Here is a 17,794-nt window from a genome sequence, read left to right on the forward strand (position 1 = left end):
GGGCATGACCGACACACAGATCCTTATGCCCGCCCCGATGCCTGCCGCGGTGATCGCGGCGCTCGACGCACGCTTCACGCTTCATCGCCTCTGGGAGCAGCCCGACTCCGACGCGTTCCTCGCGGAACATGGCGCCGCGATCCGCGGGCTGGCCGCCAATACGCTCGCCGGGCGGGTCGATGCGGCGCTGTTCGACCGGTTGCCTGCGCTGGAAATCGTTGCCAATTTCGGCGTCGGCTACGATAATATCGACGCGCAAGCGGCGGCGACGCGTGGGATTATGGTCACCAACACGCCTGGGGTGCTCGACGCCGAAGTCGCCGACCTCGCGCTCGGGCTGTTGCTCGCGACGATCCGGCGCTTGCCGCAGGCCGACCGCTACGTGCGCGAGGGCCGCTGGGAGCAGGCCCCCTTTCCGCTTTCGCCGACGCTGCGCGGACGAACCGTCGGCATCATCGGGCTCGGCGCGATCGGGCAGCAGATCGCGCGGCGGCTGGAAGGCTTCGATGTCGCGATCGGATATCACCAGCGCACGCGGCGCGACGACGTGGCCTATGCCTATCACGACACGCCGGTCGCGCTCGCCACGGCGTGCGACGTGCTGATCGCGATCGTACCCGGCGGCGCGTCGACGCGGCATCTGGTGAATGCCGAGGTGCTAACGGCGCTGGGGCCGCAGGGGATCTTCATCAACGTCGCACGCGGCAGCGTCACCGACGAGCCGGCGCTGATCGCCGCGCTACGTGAGGGAACGATCCTCGCCGCCGGGCTGGACGTCTATGCCGACGAGCCGCACGTGCCGGCCGAGCTGCGGGCGATGGACAATGTCGTGCTGCTGCCGCACCTCGGCTCGGCCTCCGAACAGACCCGCGCGGCGATGGGGCAGTTGGTGGTCGATAACCTCATTAGCTGGTTCGACACCGGCGCGGCGCTGACCCCAGTGCCCGAAACCGCCTGACGCACGAAAAGGGGAGCAGCGCGCGTGGCGCCGCTCCCCGATCTGATTACGCGCGCGGTGCGGTCGGCGCGGGCGGCACCTGCCCGTTAACCGGCGGCGGTGGCGGCGGCGCGCCGGCTCCCGTAGGGGGCGCCAAGGGCGCACCTGCGCCCGGGGCGGGCGGCGGCGGTGGTGCGCCCGCACCGGGCGGCGGCGGCGGAGGGGCACCAGCGCCCGGCGGCGGCGGCGGCGCACCGGCACCGGGGGGCGGAGGCGGGGCACCTGCGCCGGGGGCGGGCGGCGGCGGGGGCGGCGGCGGCGCGCCGACCTCGCGTACCCCGCCCTGGTCGGCGAGGAAGCGCGCGCGCAGTTGGCCATCGTCGAAGCGGCCCTGCACCAGCACCGGCGCGCCCTTGGTCAGCATGCCAGCGCCGCGACCGGCGTCGACCAGCGTACGCCCGCTGGCATCCTCGACCAGAAAGCGCGTGCCATAGACACCCGCGACCCGCCCGCGCACCGTCACGATGCCGCTGGTGGCGGGCAACTTGGCAATGGCGGTCGGGACCGTCGGCGCCATCTCGACGCTCGGCCTGGTCAGCTGCACCGCGCCTGCGCCGCCCGCCGCTCCCATCGCCAGCAGTGCGGCAGCGCCGAGCGCGACCCGCTGGCCGCGCGACAGATGCGGGATCATTGAAGCTTTCATTACTCACTCCTCTTCGGGTTGATGAGCAATGTTTAGGTGCGCCCTCCGCCACCCGCGCTGAACCGGATCGTTCAGTTTCGGTTTAACCGAGCGGCATAGGGCGCGGGGCGAAGAGGAAGGGGCAAAATGCGTATCCTGCTGGTCGAGGACGACCGCGATCTCGGGCCGGCGCTCGCGCGCGCGCTGCGCGAGGAGCATTTCGCGGTCGACGTCGCTGACAACGGCGTGGATGCCGCGCATCTCGGCGAGACCGAGCGCTTCGACGCGGCGGTGCTCGACCTCGGATTGCCGGAGCGCGACGGCATTTCGGTGCTCAAGGCGTGGCGCGACGCAGGCCGCGATCTGCCCGTGCTGATCCTCACCGCGCGCGACGGCTGGTCGGACAAGGTCGCCGGGTTCAAGGCCGGCGCGGACGATTTCCTCGTCAAGCCGTTCCGCGTCGAGGAACTGGTGATGCGGCTCCGCGCGCTGATGCGGCGTGCGGCTGGCCACGCGCAGGCGCTGCTGACGTGCGGGCCCTTGTCGTTCGATTCACAGACCGGGGTGTTTGAACTCGATGGCCTGCCGCTCAAGCTGACCGCCTTCGAGTGGCGCGTTCTGTCGCAGCTCATGCTCCATCGCAATGCGGTGATCGAGCGGCTCGACCTGCTCGAACGCGTCTACGAAGGCGATGCCGATGTCGATTCGAATAGTCTTGAAGTGATCGTCGGGCGGCTGCGCAAGAAGATCGGCGCGACGCTGATCGAGACGGTGCGCGGGCGCGGCTATCGGCTGGTATGCCCGGCATGACCCGGTGGTTGCCACGATCGCTGCAGGCGCGGATGCTGCTAGTGTCGGCGGTCGCGACATCGCTCGCGCTGGTGCTGGCGGGGGCGGTGATGGCCGGGCTGCTCGGCCGCTTCGTGACCGAAGGGCTCGACCGTCGGCTCGACGCGCAATTGCTGGTGCTCGCCTCGGTGGTCGATCGCGACGGGCGCGTCGATAGAGCGCGGCTGACCGAGCGCGTCGCCGTCTTCGGTGGCGATCCCGGTTGGCAATGGCGGATCGCAGGGCCGGACGGTGCGATCGGCGCAGCTGACGTGCCGGTGCCCGCCGCCGGTCGACCGACACCGCCCGCTCCGCCAGCGCCCCCCGGCCCGCCGGGCCCGCACCCCGTCGAGGCGAAAGCGGCGGACGGCGGTGCGCTACACGCGCGGACAATCACGCTGGCGACGCGACGCGGCGACGTGACGCTGACCGCCGCCGCCCCGCGCGCGGTGCTTACGCGCCCGATCGAGGGGGCGCTCGCGCCGTTGCTCCTCGCCCTCGGCGGCGTCGCAGCGTTGCTGACCGTCGCGTTGCTCGTCCAGTTGCGCGTCGCCTTGCGGCCATTGCACCGGCTGCGCGAACAGGTCGCCGCGATCCGCACCGGCGCGCGCGAGAAGGTCGACGCCGACCAGCCCGCCGAACTTGCGCCGTTGGCGAGCGAGCTCAACGCGCTCACCGCCGACAACGTCGTGACACTGGCGACCGCGCGCGCCTCGGCTGCCAATCTCGCCCATGCGCTCAAGACCCCTGTCGCCGCGCTTGCGATCGACCTGCGTGATCAGCCGCGCCTCGCCGCTACCGTCGCCCGGATCGACAGCACAATCCGCCACCATCTCGCCCGCGCGCGCGCCGCCGCGGTCAACCGCCGCGTCACAACCCCGCTCGCGCCAGCCGTCGCGGACATCGCCGCGGTGGTGGAGCGGCTCCACGACGGCCCGCCGCTGACGATTGTGCGAGAGGTCGCGGACGATATCGCAGTCGCGGTGGACGCGCAGGATCTCGACGAACTGCTCGGCAACCTGCTCGACAATGCCGCTCGCCACGCCGGGTCGCTCATCGTCATCGCCGCAAGGCGCGATGGCCGCAGCGTCGCGCTGACGATCGCCGACGACGGCCCCGGCATCCCTGCCGCCGCCCGCGCGCAGGTGCTGCAACCCGGCACTCGCCTCGACGAGCGCGGTGACGGGCACGGTTTCGGGCTGACGATCGTCGCGGAGCTGGCGGGGCTCTACGGAGGCGCACTGGCGCTGGCGGAGAATGCGCCGCATGGCCTTCTGGTGACGCTGACGCTGCCGACGGCATAAGTCATCATCGCGAGCATAGCGAAGCAATCCAGAGCGCAGCTAAGGCACCCTGGATTGCTTCGCTAGGCTCGCAATGACGTACCTACCAATCCGCAATCGCCTCCCCCGCGCGGATCGGCTGCCTTTCCTTCAACCGCTCCCGCAGCCGCGCCGTACCCGGCAGGAACATCACGATCGTCGAGCCATGCTCGAACCAGCCCATCTCCGCGCCCTTCGTCACCGCTACATCGCACGCGCGTCGCCCCGGCCCGTGCTCGCGCAACGTCCGTTCGGTATCGAGAAACGTCAGCCGGATACTCGCCACGAGCACCGCTGCCACCGGCACCAGCAGCAGTTCGCGCCCGCCCGCTCCGCGCGCCTCGATCACCGCGCGCTCGTTGCGGCAGAACAACCGCTCGACCCGGCGCAGCGCAATCGGATTGACGTTCCAGCAATCGCCCGACTGGTAGGTCACCGCCTCGACGGTCAGGTCGGCGGGCGCATGAAAGCGGTGATACATCCCCGCGGTCAGCCGTAGCGTCACGAACCACCCGTTCGCAAATCGCGCCGCCAGCGCCGCATCGGGCAACAGCTCGTCGAGCCGGTACGGAAAGCCCTTCACCTGATAGAGCTGCCCGTTCTCGACCCGCCCGTGCGCGCCGACGATCGCATCGCACGGGCTCGCCACCACGTCATCACCCGGCGCGAACACCCGCGCGCCCGCGTGCAGCCGCCGGATGAACCCATCGCGCAGGCTCGCGAAGTGCGTCGTCTCGGCATCGCGCAGGTCGACGTCGCATAAGAACCGCCACGCCGCCAGCGCCGGCCTCGCGACCAGCGGATGCTCGATCGCCGCGATCCGGCCGACCATTTTCGTCGCCCAGCGTCGCGGCAACCGATTGGTCAGCAGGAAATTGAGATCTTCCTGCCTCAGCACGCGCATCAGTCCGCTTCGCATTGTCACACCTGCGTCATCGCGGCGCGCGTAGTGGCGCCATGGAGAAAAAGACCCTCGCCGCCGTCGCCGGGCTCGTCGCCGGCACCCTGTTCGCCGCGACCAAGGGCCGTGAGCGACTCGCGCTCTCGCGCGCCAAGCACCCCGGTCCCGGCGGCCACGTCCGCATGGCCAAGCGAATCGCCGGGCAGATCCCCTATTACGCGCATGTCGACGAACGCTTCTTCCGGGCCGACGCCTGCGACGCGGGTGTCGCCGCACGCCGCCGCGCCGGGTTCGAGCGGCTCGCGGCGCTTTACGCGGAGCGCTTCCCGCAGACGCTCGCGCTGACCGCCGAGACGCGCGAGGGGCTGTCCGACCTGCAGTTCACCGGCCGCTACCGCGTACCCTTCCCCTTCGCCGCGACGGTGCGCGCACACCTCCCGGTCGGCGCGTTCATGGCGCGCGCGGAGGGCGCATGGCTGACCGATCTCGACGGCAATCGCTTCATCGACCTGACCGGCAGCTACGGCGTCAACCTGTTCGGCAACGACTTCTACAAGGCGACGATGCGCGAGGCGCTCGACATCGCCGACCCGCTCGGCGGCGTGCTGGGCAGCTATCATCCGGTCGTCGCCGACAACGTCCGCCGGCTGTGCGCGCTGTCGGGCCTCGACGAGGTGTCGTTCCACATGTCCGGCACCGAGGCGGTCATGCAGGCGGTGCGGCTGGCGCGCTATCACACCGGGAAGCGCCGGCTGGTGCGGTTCGCGGGCGCGTACCACGGCTGGTGGGGCGACGTGCAGCCCGGCATCGGTAACCCGGTGTCCGCCGATCATACGCTGACGCTCGCCGACCAGTCCGAGCAGACGCTGGCGGTACTTGCCAAACGCAAGGACGTGGCCTGCGTGCTGGTCAATCCGTTGCAGGCGCTCCACCCGAACGGCGGCGCGCCGTCGGACAGCCAGCTGGTCGACAGCGCGCGCGCCGCAGGCGCGGACCTGCCGGCGTATATCGCGTGGTTGCGGCGTCTCGCTGCGACCTGTCGCGCCAACGACATCGTGCTGATCTTCGACGAAGTTTTCATGGGCTTCCGCCTCGCTCCCGGCAGCGTCGCGCGCGCATGGGGGATCGACCCGGACATGATCGTCTGGGGCAAGACGCTGGGCGGCGGGCTGCCGATCGGCGTGCTCACGGGCCGCGCGGCGCTGATGAAGCGCTGGCGCGACGATCGCCCGGTCGACATCTGCTTTGCGCGCGGCACGTTCAACGCGCATCCTTATGTGATGGCCGCGACCGATGCCTTCCTGCGCCGCCTCGACACGCCCGAGGTCGCCGCACTGTACAAGGGCATGACCGAGCGCTGGACCGGGCGCGCCGCGCGGCTCAACGCCCTGCTCGAAGCGGCGGGATTGCCGCTGTCGGTCGCGCATCTGGAGACGGTGTGGACGATCCTCTACTCCCGCCCGTCGCGCTATAACTGGATGCTGCAATACTACCTCCGCGCCGAGGGGCTGGCGCTGTCATGGGTCGGCACCGGGCGGCTGATCTTCAGCCTCGACATCGACAATGTGCTGTTCGAGCAGATCGCCGCGCGGATCGTCGCGGCCGGGCAGGCGATGCAGACCGACGGCTGGTGGGACGGGCCGGTCGCGAGCAACAAGCAATTGAAGCGTCAGGCGTTGAAGGAGTCGCTGGCGGCACGGGTCAGGGGAAGGTGAGCGGAGCGGCCTGACCGCCCTCCACCATCGTCCTCCCCGCGCAGGCGGGGATCCATAACCCATGTCGCCGCGGCTCAATCGCGACGGCGCCACTATCGTCCTGAACCTCGTACAACACTGCGCGTCTGGATACCCGCCTGCGCGGGAATGAAAGGCCGGGAGCGACGCCGCGCGCCGCCCCGCCTTCATGCCGCCGCGTGGTGATCGTCGCTGCGGCCGTGCTTGATCAGCCGCGCCGGCGCGGTGCGGTACAGGCGGAAGTCGCTGAACGGATCGGTGACGATCTTGGTCGCCCAGACGATGCCGGTCTCCAGATCGCGTTCGATCCACAATTGACCAACGCGAAACAGGATCGCCACTATCCCGAAGAACAGCCACCCGAACCCGACATGCCGGAGGAAGTCCAGCGCGCCATCGGGCCGCTCCAGCATACCGAACAGCGTCGGCGACAGCGCCAGCACTACCGGGATCGCGAGCCATAACCCCATGAGCACGTACTTGCGCGTCAGGTTGTAGCCGACTTTCACCTCTTCCTTATACTCATGCGTGACGCCATTCTCTTCGTCATAGTCTTTCGGCTCGAAGAAGAAATGTCCGGCCTGCCGGCTGGTCATGGCGACTCCCCACGCCAGCAGGCTCGCCAGCGCGGCATCGACGAACAACAACGCATAGGCGGTGATGAATGTGCACGCGCTGACGAAATGCAGGCTCTGGTTGATCAGATCGTGGTGATAATAGCGATGATCGTCCCAGCGCTGCTCCTTCAACTGCGCGCGGAACCCGGGATTGCCTTGTTCATCCTCGAAACGGAGTTTGCGAATCGACGGCATCATGCCTTCTCCTTGGCGATGCGGACCAGCGAGAAATGCCCGAACGGCGGGATCGCGCGGCGCTCAGTGAGCGACACGTCACTGCGCGTCCCGATCCAGTCGGTGTAGAGCGCGAACGGGAAGTCGGTGCGGAAGCCGAGCCGTTCGGTGATCGGCATCAGCGCTCGCTCGATCCCGCCGCGCAGCCCCTGTTCGGCGCCGACGCGGGTCGTGATGATGATCTCGCCACCCGGACGGCAGACGCGCGCGAATTCATCCAGCGCACGCTGCGGGTTGGCGACCGCGCTCACCACATATTGCGCGACCACGACGTCGAAGGATCCGTCCGGATAATCCAGCGCCTCGGCATCACCGACACGGATCGCGTCGACGTTGGTGAGGTTCAGCCGACGGGCGCGGGCGCGCGCCTTGTCGAGCATGTCTTCCGAGATGTCGACGCCGGTCACGCGGCTGGTCGTGGCATATTGCGGCAACGAAATGCCGGTGCCTACTCCAACCTCGAGAATGCGGCCGCCGATCCGGTCGGCGGCGCGGATCGCTGCCGCGCGCCCCTGTCGAAACACCGGGCCAAACACCAGATCGTACACCGGTGCCCACCGATCATAGGCCAGCGCCACGCCGGCCGTCGTCATCGTCGCTGTCATTCCCGCCGCTTACCTTCGCTGAAGAGGCCGTGTGGGGCCTTGGGACGGCGACCCTTGTGCGACGGAGAGGTGTCAGCGTGACGACGATTGGGTGACGCCCGGCGTCACGGAAGCGACACGCCAGTGACACATGCCGAAGAGGAATCTTTATCTTCCAAATTGATCTGCATCAGGGAGCCAAGCGGATCGCCGCCTCGTTCGCTGCGCGGGACTTTTCTCCCACGAAAGGAAGCAGCCGATGGCCGTGAAATTCGCCGGAACCATGAACGCGATCAATCGCGGACTCGACGACACCAAGCCCGCAAAGGGCGTCGACATGATCGAGGATTGGGAGGCTGCGCTCGCCGATGTCGATACGCCCGGCGCCAAGGGCATCCTGCGTGACCTGGGGTCACTGCGCAAGCAACTGGAGAAGGACACACCCGACGCTGATCGCGTCCATGCGCTGCTTCACCGGCTCGGCGCGGCGACGACCAAGATTGCCGACAAGGCCGAGAAGTCGCAGGACAAGCTCAAGGCGCTCGGCGAGGCGCTGACCGAGGCGGGCGAAGAGGAGCACGACGAGGAGGAGGATACCGAAGCGGCAGCCGCCCCGAAGCGCGCACGCAAGAGCAAGTGAGATCGGTGGAGGGAGGCTACCCCCCTCCACCTTCGCCCCGGCCCTGATCCGGGGCCCCGCTTCTCCTGCCAAGGCCGGTGGAAGCGGGGTCCGGATCAGGCCCGGCGGATATATTACCCCGCGACGCCGAGTGCCTCGGCGACCACCTTGTTGACGATCTTGCCGCCGCGCACGTTGACACCCGCCATCAGCCCGGCATCTGCCTCGGCTGCGCCATAGCCGTGATCAGCCAGCGCCAGCCCGTAGGGCAAGGTCGCATTATTCAGGGCGTGGCTGCTTGTCAGCGGCACCGCGCCCGGCATGTTCGCAACGCAATAATGGATCACGCCATCGACCTCATAGGTCGGCTCGGCATGGGTCGTCGCATGGCTGGTCTCGAAACATCCGCCCTGATCGATCGCGACGTCGACCAGCACCGCACGCGGCTTCATCAACTTGAGCATCGGGCGCGTGACCAGCTTCGGCGCCGAGGCACCGGGGATCAGCACCGCGCCGATCACCGCATCGGCTTCCGAAATCTCATGCTCGATCGACTCCAGCGTCGACACGCGCGTCCGCACGCGGCCCTGGAACAATTCGTCAAGCTCGCGCAACCGGGGGATTGAGCGGTCGATGATCGTCACCTCCGCCCCCAGGCCGACCGCCATCCGAGCGGCATGGGTACCGACCACGCCGCCACCCAGCACGACGATCCTCGCCGGCTGCACGCCGGGGACGCCACCAATCAGCACGCCGCGTCCACCATTGACCGCCTTCAGCGCGGTGCCTGCCGCCTCGATCGAAAGCCTGCCTGCAACTTCGCTCATCGGTGCGAGCAGCGGCAGGTGGCCGCGCGCATCGACCACCGTCTCATACGCCACCGCGGTGACACCTGACGCCTGCAATCCCTTGGCCTGCTCGGGATCCGGCGCGAGATGGAGATAGGTGAACAGGATCTGGTCCTCGCGAAGCTGGATCCACTCGCCGGGCTGCGGCTCCTTGACCTTCACCACCATCTGCGCGGTTGCGAAGACTTCCTCAGCGGTATCAACGATCCCGGCACCGGCGGCGCGATAGGCCTCGTCGTCGGCGGCAATGCCGGCGCCCGCTCCGGTCTGAACGATCACCTCGTGACCATGCGCGACATATTCGCGCACCGCGCCCGGGGTCAGGCCAACACGATATTCATGGTTCTTGATTTCCTTGGGCACGCCGATGCGCATGGTCCGTCTCCTTGTTTGTCACAGTATAGCGCGGCGCTGACGGTGAAACCGGGCGAACTGCATACTGAGTGAATGACACCGCAGCGGAATCCTGCATGATCCTGCCTCATGACGCCGAAAAACGCCGTGCTCGATCGAATCGACCGCCGCCTGATTGCGCTGCTGCTCGACAATGCGCGCGCGACCGCCTTCACGTTGGCCGAGGCGATCGGCCGCTCCGCCACCGCCGTCGCACGGCGGCAGCGCGCGCTGGAAGAGGCCGGGATCATCACTGGCTATGCCGCACGGCTCGATCTCGCGCGGCTCGGATTTCAGACGATCGTCCATATCAAGGTGACGCTGGAGAGCCAGCGGATCGACGTGCTCGACGCCTTCGAAACCGCGATCGCCGCAAGTCCGTCAGTGGTCCGCTGCGATTTGATGTCCGGCAGCTATGATTACCTCATCACGGTAAGAGCAAGAGATCTAGCGCATTTTGCCCAGATCCACCGCGACGAGCTTTCGCGCCTGCCTGGCGTCACACAGATGGAAAGCGGCTTCGTGCTGCGGGAGGTCGTCGCCACGCGCTTGCCACCATCGTTGCATGACTAAAGCGATCAGCCTGATCAATATTGCTGGCAATCCGTCAAGCACTTGGAAGTTAGACATAGTTTTCCCAGGAAACGCTCTCTTCTTCAACTGAACCGTGATCGTTTCTTATTGCGTTAACCCATCTTTTATCCCCACCCTTCACATCGGCGTGACTGATTTGTTTGCGGTGAAATACTTCGACGGGGTGCGAGAAACTAAAATGATCCAATGGTTTCAACGCAATGCGCCGATACGCACAAAATTCGCCACCCTGGCATTTCTGTACGTTACGCTGTCGGCGTTTTCGCTGATCGCCACCGCGGGAGCCGGGAAAGGTTTCATGCCCGTGCCAGCCGCCCTGTCGATCTCGAGCGGCGCGTTGGTGGCCGTTATCGCATTGGCGGTGACATCCCGGAAGCTGATTTGCGACCCTTATGTGAGCACGGTGCTACGTATGGAGCAGCTGGCGGCAAACGATTTCGACGCACCGATCCTTTTCACCGACTATCGTGACTGCGTCGGACGAATGGCGCAGGCGATGCATGTCTTTCAGCGCAACGGCAAGGCGCTGGCCAGCGCGGCGGCGACGCAGCAGGCCGTCGTCGATGCATTGGGCACCGGGCTGAGCCGGCTCGGCGACAACGATCTCACCTTTACGATCGTGACGCCGTTCGCGCCCGACTACGATATGCTGCGCACCAACTTCAATCGTGCGATGGCGGCGGTGTCGAGCACGATCGGCGCGGTGACGACCGCCGCCAATGGCATCAGCAGCGGCGCGGCGGACATCCGTCAGGCGTCGGACGATTTGTCGCAGCGCACCGAGCAGCAGGCCGCCTCGCTAGAGGAAACCGCCGCGGCGATGGACGAGATTACTGCCACCGTGCGCGAGACGGCTGCCGGTGCGCGCCGCGCCAATGACGCGGTGGTCGACGCCCGCACCGAGGCGGAAAGCTCGGGTGATGTCGTGCGCCGCGCGGTCGATGCGATGGGCGGGATCGAGCGCGCCTCGTCGGAAATCAGCGAGATCATCAGCGTCATTGACGGGATTGCCTTTCAGACCAATCTGCTGGCGCTCAACGCGGGCGTCGAGGCGGCGCGTGCCGGCGACGCGGGCAAGGGCTTCGCAGTCGTCGCCAGCGAGGTCCGCGCGCTCGCGCAGCGCTCGGCGGATGCCGCCAAGGACGTGAAGACCAAGATCCTCGCCTCGTCCGAGCAGGTCGAGGCTGGCGTGATGCTGGTCAGCGAGACCGGCAAGGCGCTCCAGCGGATCATCACCCGCATCGGTGAGATCAGCACACTCGTCTCGACGATCGCGCAATCGGCGGAGCATCAGGCGACCGGCCTGCAGCAGGTGAACACCGCCGTCTCGGAGATGGACGGCGTCACGCAGCAGAATGCCGCGATGGTCGAGGAAGCCACCGCCGCCGCGCGCAGCCTTGCCGAGGAGGCCGACCGCCTGACGAGCGAAGTCGCGCGCTTCCGCACCGCGACCACGCAGCGCCCAATGCTCGCCGCCAGCATCCCGGCCGCCTCGCCGGTCCACGACCTTCAGTCGCGCGCCGCGCAGGCCGGCCGTGAGCTGGCGCGCACCTCCCGACGCCCGGCCACCGGCACGCGCGGGACGGCGCTAGCGGTGGCGGATGAGGAGTGGTCGGAGTTCTAGTCCCAGCGCGGCGGGGCAAGGCCCCGACCGACAACGCGGCTTTGCTGCGGCGCCCTCACGTTCCGCCCGCATCCTTCCTCCTCATTGCGAGCGTCGCAGGGCAATCCAGAGCCGGATAAGGACGCCATGGTTTGCCGCGCTACGCTCGCGATGACGCGGTCCGTCCCGCCGCATAGATCGCGTCGAGCACCCGCGCCGTCGCGACATACTCCTCCGCCACCGCATCGAACCGCGCCCCCGACGCCAGCCGCTCCGCCCAGTCGACTGCGGCACGCCCGCCCCAATCGTCGGGCGGCACCGCCAGCGTCTCGCGCGCCGTGCCGCGAAAATGCTCGGCGGTGAAATCGTAGAACGAGCCGCCAACGTTGCGCAGCGCCGCCCCGCCCTCGGTGCCGTAGAAGGCCGCTTCGATCACCGCATCCTGTCCGGCGTGCAGCCGCCACGAACAGGCCAGCCGCACGACCACGCCGTTATCCAGCCGCACCGTCGCGGCGGCATAATCCTCAACCGCTTCCGCCGCGAGCGGGACGCCGCTGGCATAGAGCGCGGCATCGACGCGCTCGGCGGCCGCCCCCGGATTGAGCCACAAGGCGAGATCGGCGAGATGGATGCCGAGATCCATGACGCACCCGCCACCGGATTGCGCGCGGTCGTAGAACCACGGCTTGTCGGGGCCATAGGCATTGTGGAAGGTCAGATCGATCGCGAACACGCGCCCCAGCGCCCCGCTGCGCACCAGCGGCGCGATCGCGCGCATCCCTGCGGTATGGCGATAGGACAGGTCGACCCCGAGCAACCGGTCGGCGCGCCGTGCCGCCGCCACCACCGCTTCGTTCTCGGCGGCATCGCGCCCGAGCGGCTTCTGGCAGAACACCGCCACGCCCGCCTCCAGTGCCGCGATCGACTGCGCGGCGTGAAGCGCGCTCGGGCTGGCGATCACCACCCCGTCAAGTCCGAGCGCCAGCATTGGGTCGAGCGACGCGCACACCTGCGCGGCGGGCGCGTCCCGCACCGCCGCGGCGACCATTTCCGGCGACGGGTCGCTGATCGCGACCGCCTCCACCGCGCCGCTGGCAACCATCGCCGCCATCCGGTGCCGCCCGATCCAGCCGGTGCCGAGGAAGCCGATGCGCGGTTTGGTATGGGTCATGCGTGCAAATCCAACTCTATTACTCGTCATTCCCCCGGAGGCGGAAATTCAGAACCCATGCCGTCTCGATAGAAGCGGGCCGTCAGCGCGTCTGGATTCCCGCCTTCGCGGGAATGACGGAGCTGGTGTTCCTGCGGCCCCGCCTTAGAACGTCACCACCGCCTTCACGAACCCGGCGGGCTTGTCGCGCGTCGCGGCGACCGCTTCGTTCAGCTCCGCCAGCGTATAGCGGTGCGTCAGTAGCGCCGCCAGATCGACGCGCCCGCCGGCCACCGCCGCCACCGCCTCGTTGAGCCCGCGCAGGTTCACCCGCGGGTCGCGTTCGTGCGCGTTGATCACGTCGATCCCCTTCCAGTTCCAGTCCTGCATATTCACCTGCCGCGGCCCGTCCTGATGATAGCCGGCGACCACCAGCCGCCCGCCGAAGCCGACGATCGCCGAGGCGAGGTCGAGCGGCCATTGCTTGCCGACCGCCTCGATCACCCGCTCGCACATCGCTTCGCCGGTTAGTTGCTTGACCCGCTCGATGATCGCCCAGTGATCGTCCATCGCGATCGTCTCGGCAGCGCCGTTCGCGCGCGCCAGCGCCAGTGACTCCGCGCGTCGCGAAATCGCGATCACCCGCGCGCCCGCATCGCTCGCCAGTCTGGTCAGCACCGCCCCGAGAAAGCCGATCCCGACGATCGCCACCGTCTGCCCGGGCAGCACGTCGGCGCGGCGGAAGATGTTCATCGCGCACGCCAGCGGCTCGCCCGGAAACGCCTGTTCGTCGAGCGCGGCGGGCAGCCGGACCAGTTGGTCGACCGACGCCACGTCATAGGGCGCGAAGCTGTGACCCGACAGCACCGTCACCCGCTCGCCGACCGCGACGTCGTCGACGCCCTCGCCCAGCGCATCAACGAAGCCCCAGCCCTCATGCCCCATCCCGCCGGCCTCGGTCGGATAGGTCGACCACGGCTGCCCTTCCCACGGCTCGACGTTCGACGCGCAGACCCCGCAGCCTTCCAGCCGCACGCGCACTTCGCGCGCGCCGGGTTGCGGCACCGGCGCGTCGCGCACTTCGAACCGCCCCGGCGCCACCAGCACGGCGGCGGGCATCATGCTTCCATTATCGTACGACAATCGTTGGACTTTCCATGAATGAACCGCGTGATCTGAACGGCGCGCTCGCCGACAACATCCATCGCCTTGCCGAGCGCCAGCGCCGAGTCGAGGCCGACGCCCCGTGGTCGGAGCGGCTGGCCGGACGGATCACCGCCTTCACCGGCTCGATGACCTTCGTTGCGCTGCACCTGACCTTCTTCGGCGGCTGGATCGTGTGGAATCTCTGGCTGTCGCCCAAATTCGACCCGACCTTCGTCGTGCTGGCGATGATCGCGTCGGTGGAGGCGATCTTTTTGTCCACCTTCGTCCTCATCAGCCAGAACCGCATGGCCACGCAGGCGCAGGCGCGCGCCGACCTCGATCTCCACATCAACCTGCTCGCCGAGCACGAACTGTCGCGGCTGACCGCTTTGATCCGGCAGATCGCCGAACGCGTCGGGGTCGCGCCCCCCGACGACATACCGGAGATCGAGCGCGACGTGCGCGCCGAGGACGTGCTCGACACGCTCGACCGGATTACGCCACCGCCTTCTGGTTCGTGACCGCTGCGGGCGCGTAGCGGTCGATCATCCACGCGCAGAAATCCGCGAACGCCTGCGGATCGCGCGCCGCACTGGTGTGGTGCGGCTGGATGCCGAGATGCTCGGGCGTGAAGCAGAAAGTGACGGTCGTGTCGAACTCCGCAAGCGCTTCCATCTGCCGGTCGAACCAGTCGACCGCATTGGGGCGGAAGCTGTCGGCCCAGCTCAGCCCGGTGCGCAGCTTCTTCGTCCCCAGCCGCTTCATCCACGCGACCGCATCGTCGAGCCGCGGGTCCTCGAAATGGAACCATTGCATCAGCCCCATCTCCGACGCGACCTTGGCATAGCTGTCGAGCGACGGCTTCGGCGTGCCGTCCTCGCGGATCAGCCCCATGTAGAAATGCCGGTAATAGCTCGATCCCTCCGCCTCGCGGTGGCGCGTGGTCGCGCCCCACTCCTGCGGCAGGTCGAACAGTGAATACCAGTAGATGCGGGGCACGCGACCAATCAGCAACTCGGCGGTCTTCTCGACCCCGAACACCTGCACCTCCTCGGCCCCGAACGAGCCGACCCCGACCTCGGTCACCCACACCGGCTTGTCGGTCACCGCCTCGATCTCGGCGATCTTGGCGGGCCAGTCGTGGATCGACCAAAGGTTCCAGTCGAGCGGGAAGCCGTGCACCGCGATCACGTCGACCGCGTCGAGGCAGCCATGCCCCTCCAGCCGCTTCACCCACAGTGGATCGATCGGCGACATGCCGCCCAGCACGCGCGTCACCGCCGGATTGACCGCCGCAATCGACGCCCCCGCGCGTTTGACGGTATCCGCGAACAGCGACCAGTCGGGGTCGACCTCCGGGTCCCAGTGCGACTTGTTGTTCGGCTCGTTCCAGATCATCGCGGCTTCGATCACGCGCGCACTCCCCCCTTGCTTGGATAGACTGCCGCCGGCCCGTGCTCGGCAAAGGGCACGTCGCTGACGCGGCAGAGATAGACGTCGTCCTGCGGATGCGCGGTCACCGTGAAGCCGGCGGCGCGCAGCATCGCTTCAGAACAGGCGCGGTTCGGCGCCCACCAATTGGTCCAGTCGCCCGCGAACTTGCGCTCGATGAAGTGCAGCTTCGGATAGTCGCGGTCGTCGAAATAGTCGGGCGGGGTCCATGTGCCCGGCACGTAGAAGGGATGATCCTCGGGCACCCGCGCCTCGTCCTTCGACCCCTGCTGCATCGTCTGGAACAGCATCAGGTCGCCCGCGACATGCTCGCGGATCAGGTCGAGCGCCAGCAACGGGTGCCGCAGATGGTACAGCACCCCCATGAAGATCACGAGATCGAACCGTTCGCCGAGCTGCGCGACGTCATAGACCGACAGGTTCCGGAACTCGACGCTGTCGGCGAACCCGAGCACTTCGCTCGCCAGCCGCGCCTGCGCGAGATAGCGGTCGTCGGAGTCGATGCCGACCACCCGCGCCGCGCCCCGCCGCTTCATCTCGACCGAATAGAAGCCGGCATTGCAGCCGATGTCCAGGACGGTCTTGCCGGTCAGATCCTCCGGCAGACAGACGCCGAATTCAGCGAACTTGTTGCCGGGATAGTCGAGCAAAAAATGATCAGGCGCGGTTTGCACGCCGCCGGGCAGATGGATGTTGTGGAACCATGGGGCGAGCTCAGCGACCCGCGCGCGCAAATATTCGGTCATCAATCCCCCGTCACCCTTCGGGAGCATCAACTATCCTTCGACAGGCACGTTCCACCTGCTTGATCTCGCTCAACTTAATAGTTCGGAACCGCCGCCGGGGTGTGCAGCGTTTGCGGCTGGATGAGCGATCACGGCTGGATCCAGGCGATGCGCGAGGAGCGCTACGAGGACGCTTGGGCGATCGAACGGGATGTGCTCGCCGCTCGTGATCCGGCGACCCGCGACGATCCGGCGCTCGCTTATCACCAGCGCTGGGTGTGGGATGGCCGGGCGGTTGACGATCGCGAGGTGCTGGTACGCTGCTATCACGGTCTCGGCGACACGCTGCAATTCGCGCGCTTCCTCCCGGTGCTCGCGCAGCGCGCGCGATCGGTCACGGTCGAGGCACCGGCGCGACTCCATGCCCTGCTGCGCTTCCCCGGTGTCACGCTCGCCGCCTTCGACGTTACGCACCCGCTGCCGCCGTCGGCTTGCGATATCGAGATCACCGAGCTTTCTGCCGCGCTCCGCTGCACACCGCGAGACGTGCCCGTCCCCTATCTGGACGCCGCCCCCGCCCCACTTCCCGCGAACACGATCGGGCTGTGCTGGCAGGCGGGCGACTGGGACGCCGAACGCTGGGTGCCGCCCGCGCTGCTCGAATCGATTGCGTCGCGGCACAGGTGCCTGTCGCTGGTCAGCGCGCCGACCACGCTGCCGGTCATCAATCCCGAGGGCTGCCCGTTCGACCTGCCAGCGACGGCCGCGCTGATCGCCGGCTGCGCGCTGGTCATCACCGTCGACACGATGATCGCGCATCTCGCCGGCGCGCTGGGGCGCCCGACGTGGCTGTTGCTCAGGGCCGCTCCCGACTGGCGCTGGGACCCCGCCCGCCGCGACAGCGCCTGGTACCCGCACACCCGCCTCTATGCGCAGCCGCGCGCCGGTGACTGGCAGACCCCGGTGGCGGCGGTCGCGCGCGATCTCGACACGTTTCAAGGAGAAGACCATGGCCAGCCTCCCCAGCCCGTCCGTGCCCGTGTCCTGGGGTGAGTTGCTCGACAAGATCACGATCCTCGAGATCAAGCAACATCGCATCGACCGCGCCGACGCCCGCGCCAATGTCGCGCGCGAACACTCGCTGCTGTCGCGGATCGGCGCGGGCGTTCTTGGGCAGGATGAGGTTGCGCCGCTCTATGCGCGGCTGAAATCGGTCAACGAGGATTTGTGGGAGATCGAGGACGCCATCCGCCGCGAGGAGGCCGCGCGCAGCTTCGGCGGCGAGTTCATCCGCTTGGCGCGCGCGGTGTATGTCAAGAATGACGAGCGCGCGGCACTGAAGCGCGCGATCAATGTCGCGCTGGAATCGGACCTTATCGAAGAGAAGAGCTACGCGGCATTGAACTAGCCCACGGGCAAGCTCGTA

At 67.9% G+C, this 17,794-nt stretch carries 19 protein-coding genes; 10 read left to right on the plus strand and 9 right to left on the minus strand.

Features of this window, described 5'->3' with window-relative positions:
* Positions 1-4: 4 nt before the first annotated feature.
* Positions 5-958 carry a 2-hydroxyacid dehydrogenase gene (locus tag ACI2JO_RS02130; RefSeq protein ID WP_404719102.1) on the plus strand — a complete coding sequence of 318 codons (954 nt, stop codon included), beginning with the start codon at positions 5-7 and terminating at the stop codon, positions 956-958.
* A 46-nt stretch (positions 959-1,004) separates the two neighbouring features.
* Here the strand turns inward: ACI2JO_RS02130 and ACI2JO_RS02135 are convergent, their stop codons facing one another.
* Positions 1,005-1,640, minus strand: a complete 636-nt coding sequence (locus ACI2JO_RS02135; protein ID WP_404719103.1) for a hypothetical protein — start codon at positions 1,638-1,640, stop codon at positions 1,005-1,007.
* Between the two features lie 126 nt (positions 1,641-1,766).
* On the opposite strand from ACI2JO_RS02135, the gene ACI2JO_RS02140 reads away from it, so the two are divergent.
* Entirely contained in the window at positions 1,767-2,429 is a 663-nt protein-coding gene (locus ACI2JO_RS02140; RefSeq protein WP_404719104.1) for a response regulator, read from the plus strand.
* Complete coding sequence (locus ACI2JO_RS02145) at positions 2,426-3,751, plus strand: sensor histidine kinase (RefSeq protein WP_404719105.1); 1,326 nt, start codon at positions 2,426-2,428, stop codon at positions 3,749-3,751. Before ACI2JO_RS02140 ends, ACI2JO_RS02145 begins: the two co-directional genes overlap by 4 nt.
* An 82-nt stretch (positions 3,752-3,833) precedes the next feature.
* On the opposite strand, the gene asd is transcribed toward ACI2JO_RS02145, so the two are convergent.
* Entirely contained in the window at positions 3,834-4,673 is an 840-nt protein-coding gene (asd, locus tag ACI2JO_RS02150; RefSeq protein WP_404719106.1) for an archaetidylserine decarboxylase, read from the minus strand.
* 53 nt (positions 4,674-4,726) lie between these two features.
* Here asd and ACI2JO_RS02155 point away from each other — a divergent pair, with 53 nt between their 5' ends.
* A complete protein-coding gene (locus ACI2JO_RS02155) occupies positions 4,727-6,385 on the plus strand; it encodes an aminotransferase class III-fold pyridoxal phosphate-dependent enzyme (RefSeq protein ID WP_404719107.1) in 1,659 nt (552 codons plus the stop codon).
* 185 nt (positions 6,386-6,570) lie between these two features.
* Here the strand turns inward: ACI2JO_RS02155 and ACI2JO_RS02160 are convergent, their stop codons facing one another.
* On the minus strand, positions 6,571-7,218 hold the full coding sequence (locus ACI2JO_RS02160; protein WP_404719108.1) for a hypothetical protein: 648 nt from the start codon (positions 7,216-7,218) through the stop codon (positions 6,571-6,573).
* A complete protein-coding gene (locus tag ACI2JO_RS02165; RefSeq protein ID WP_404719109.1) occupies positions 7,215-7,847 on the minus strand; it encodes a class I SAM-dependent methyltransferase in 633 nt (210 codons plus the stop codon). Before ACI2JO_RS02165 ends, ACI2JO_RS02160 begins: the two co-directional genes overlap by 4 nt.
* A 250-nt stretch (positions 7,848-8,097) precedes the next feature.
* On the opposite strand from ACI2JO_RS02165, the gene ACI2JO_RS02170 reads away from it, so the two are divergent.
* Positions 8,098-8,478, plus strand: coding sequence for a hypothetical protein (locus ACI2JO_RS02170; protein WP_404719110.1), 381 nt, complete (start codon positions 8,098-8,100; stop codon positions 8,476-8,478).
* 113 nt (positions 8,479-8,591) lie between these two features.
* Here the strand turns inward: ACI2JO_RS02170 and ald are convergent, their stop codons facing one another.
* A complete protein-coding gene (ald, locus tag ACI2JO_RS02175) occupies positions 8,592-9,680 on the minus strand; it encodes an alanine dehydrogenase (protein WP_404719111.1) in 1,089 nt (362 codons plus the stop codon).
* A gap of 108 nt (positions 9,681-9,788) precedes the next feature.
* Between ald and ACI2JO_RS02180 the strand changes: the two genes are divergently transcribed.
* Together ACI2JO_RS02180 and ACI2JO_RS02185 are read left to right on the plus strand one after the other, a co-directional pair.
* On the plus strand, positions 9,789-10,271 hold the full coding sequence (locus ACI2JO_RS02180; RefSeq protein ID WP_404719112.1) for an Lrp/AsnC family transcriptional regulator: 483 nt from the start codon (positions 9,789-9,791) through the stop codon (positions 10,269-10,271).
* A gap of 199 nt (positions 10,272-10,470) precedes the next feature.
* Entirely contained in the window at positions 10,471-11,916 is a 1,446-nt protein-coding gene (locus ACI2JO_RS02185; RefSeq protein WP_404719113.1) for a methyl-accepting chemotaxis protein, read from the plus strand.
* Between the two features lie 139 nt (positions 11,917-12,055).
* Here the strand turns inward: ACI2JO_RS02185 and ACI2JO_RS02190 are convergent, their stop codons facing one another.
* Both ACI2JO_RS02190 and ACI2JO_RS02195 read right to left on the minus strand, forming a co-directional pair.
* On the minus strand, positions 12,056-13,066 hold the full coding sequence (locus ACI2JO_RS02190) for a Gfo/Idh/MocA family protein (RefSeq protein WP_404719114.1): 1,011 nt from the start codon (positions 13,064-13,066) through the stop codon (positions 12,056-12,058).
* A gap of 144 nt (positions 13,067-13,210) precedes the next feature.
* On the minus strand, positions 13,211-14,164 hold the full coding sequence (locus ACI2JO_RS02195) for a zinc-binding dehydrogenase (RefSeq protein WP_404719115.1): 954 nt from the start codon (positions 14,162-14,164) through the stop codon (positions 13,211-13,213).
* Between the two features lie 38 nt (positions 14,165-14,202).
* On the opposite strand from ACI2JO_RS02195, the gene ACI2JO_RS02200 reads away from it, so the two are divergent.
* Entirely contained in the window at positions 14,203-14,712 is a 510-nt protein-coding gene (locus ACI2JO_RS02200) for a DUF1003 domain-containing protein (RefSeq protein WP_404719116.1), read from the plus strand.
* Here ACI2JO_RS02200 and ACI2JO_RS02205 read toward each other — a convergent pair.
* A complete protein-coding gene (locus ACI2JO_RS02205; RefSeq protein WP_404719117.1) occupies positions 14,687-15,604 on the minus strand; it encodes a glycosyl hydrolase in 918 nt (305 codons plus the stop codon). The genes ACI2JO_RS02200 and ACI2JO_RS02205 overlap by 26 nt on opposite strands.
* On the minus strand, positions 15,601-16,389 hold the full coding sequence (locus ACI2JO_RS02210; RefSeq protein ID WP_404719118.1) for a TIGR04290 family methyltransferase: 789 nt from the start codon (positions 16,387-16,389) through the stop codon (positions 15,601-15,603). The genes ACI2JO_RS02205 and ACI2JO_RS02210 overlap by 4 nt, the downstream gene beginning before the upstream one ends.
* Before the next feature lie 120 nt (positions 16,390-16,509).
* Between ACI2JO_RS02210 and ACI2JO_RS02215 the strand changes: the two genes are divergently transcribed.
* Positions 16,510-17,421, plus strand: coding sequence for a glycosyltransferase family 9 protein (locus ACI2JO_RS02215; protein WP_404719119.1), 912 nt, complete (start codon positions 16,510-16,512; stop codon positions 17,419-17,421).
* A complete protein-coding gene (locus ACI2JO_RS02220; protein WP_404719120.1) occupies positions 17,378-17,776 on the plus strand; it encodes a DUF6165 family protein in 399 nt (132 codons plus the stop codon). Before ACI2JO_RS02215 ends, ACI2JO_RS02220 begins: the two co-directional genes overlap by 44 nt.
* Positions 17,777-17,794: the final 18 nt, after the last annotated feature.

This window comes from Sphingomonas sp. NPDC079357 (assembly GCF_044901155.1).
Taxonomy (GTDB): Bacteria; Pseudomonadota; Alphaproteobacteria; order Sphingomonadales; family Sphingomonadaceae; genus Sphingomonas.

What these genes read in the sequence shown, in the direction of transcription:
- ACI2JO_RS02130 (WP_404719102.1), top strand. Translation starts at nt 5, where the DNA reads ATGACCGACACACAGATCCTTATGCCCGCCCCGATGCCTGCCGCGGTG.
- ACI2JO_RS02170 (WP_404719110.1), top strand. Translation starts at nt 8,098, where the DNA reads ATGGCCGTGAAATTCGCCGGAACCATGAACGCGATCAATCGCGGACTC.
- ACI2JO_RS02185 (WP_404719113.1), top strand. Translation starts at nt 10,471, where the DNA reads ATGATCCAATGGTTTCAACGCAATGCGCCGATACGCACAAAATTCGCC.
- ACI2JO_RS02195 (WP_404719115.1), bottom strand. Translation starts at nt 14,164, where the DNA reads ATGCCCGCCGCCGTGCTGGTGGCGCCGGGGCGGTTCGAAGTGCGCGAC.
- ACI2JO_RS02190 (WP_404719114.1), bottom strand. Translation starts at nt 13,066, where the DNA reads ATGACCCATACCAAACCGCGCATCGGCTTCCTCGGCACCGGCTGGATC.
- ACI2JO_RS02145 (WP_404719105.1), top strand. Translation starts at nt 2,426, where the DNA reads ATGACCCGGTGGTTGCCACGATCGCTGCAGGCGCGGATGCTGCTAGTG.
- ald (WP_404719111.1), bottom strand. Translation starts at nt 9,680, where the DNA reads ATGCGCATCGGCGTGCCCAAGGAAATCAAGAACCATGAATATCGTGTT.
- ACI2JO_RS02140 (WP_404719104.1), top strand. Translation starts at nt 1,767, where the DNA reads ATGCGTATCCTGCTGGTCGAGGACGACCGCGATCTCGGGCCGGCGCTC.
- ACI2JO_RS02160 (WP_404719108.1), bottom strand. Translation starts at nt 7,218, where the DNA reads ATGATGCCGTCGATTCGCAAACTCCGTTTCGAGGATGAACAAGGCAAT.
- ACI2JO_RS02155 (WP_404719107.1), top strand. Translation starts at nt 4,727, where the DNA reads ATGGAGAAAAAGACCCTCGCCGCCGTCGCCGGGCTCGTCGCCGGCACC.
- ACI2JO_RS02200 (WP_404719116.1), top strand. Translation starts at nt 14,203, where the DNA reads ATGAATGAACCGCGTGATCTGAACGGCGCGCTCGCCGACAACATCCAT.
- ACI2JO_RS02165 (WP_404719109.1), bottom strand. Translation starts at nt 7,847, where the DNA reads ATGACGACGGCCGGCGTGGCGCTGGCCTATGATCGGTGGGCACCGGTG.
- asd (WP_404719106.1), bottom strand. Translation starts at nt 4,673, where the DNA reads ATGCGCGTGCTGAGGCAGGAAGATCTCAATTTCCTGCTGACCAATCGG.
- ACI2JO_RS02210 (WP_404719118.1), bottom strand. Translation starts at nt 16,389, where the DNA reads ATGACCGAATATTTGCGCGCGCGGGTCGCTGAGCTCGCCCCATGGTTC.
- ACI2JO_RS02180 (WP_404719112.1), top strand. Translation starts at nt 9,789, where the DNA reads ATGACGCCGAAAAACGCCGTGCTCGATCGAATCGACCGCCGCCTGATT.
- ACI2JO_RS02135 (WP_404719103.1), bottom strand. Translation starts at nt 1,640, where the DNA reads ATGAAAGCTTCAATGATCCCGCATCTGTCGCGCGGCCAGCGGGTCGCG.
- ACI2JO_RS02220 (WP_404719120.1), top strand. Translation starts at nt 17,378, where the DNA reads ATGGCCAGCCTCCCCAGCCCGTCCGTGCCCGTGTCCTGGGGTGAGTTG.
- ACI2JO_RS02215 (WP_404719119.1), top strand. Translation starts at nt 16,510, where the DNA reads ATGAGCGATCACGGCTGGATCCAGGCGATGCGCGAGGAGCGCTACGAG.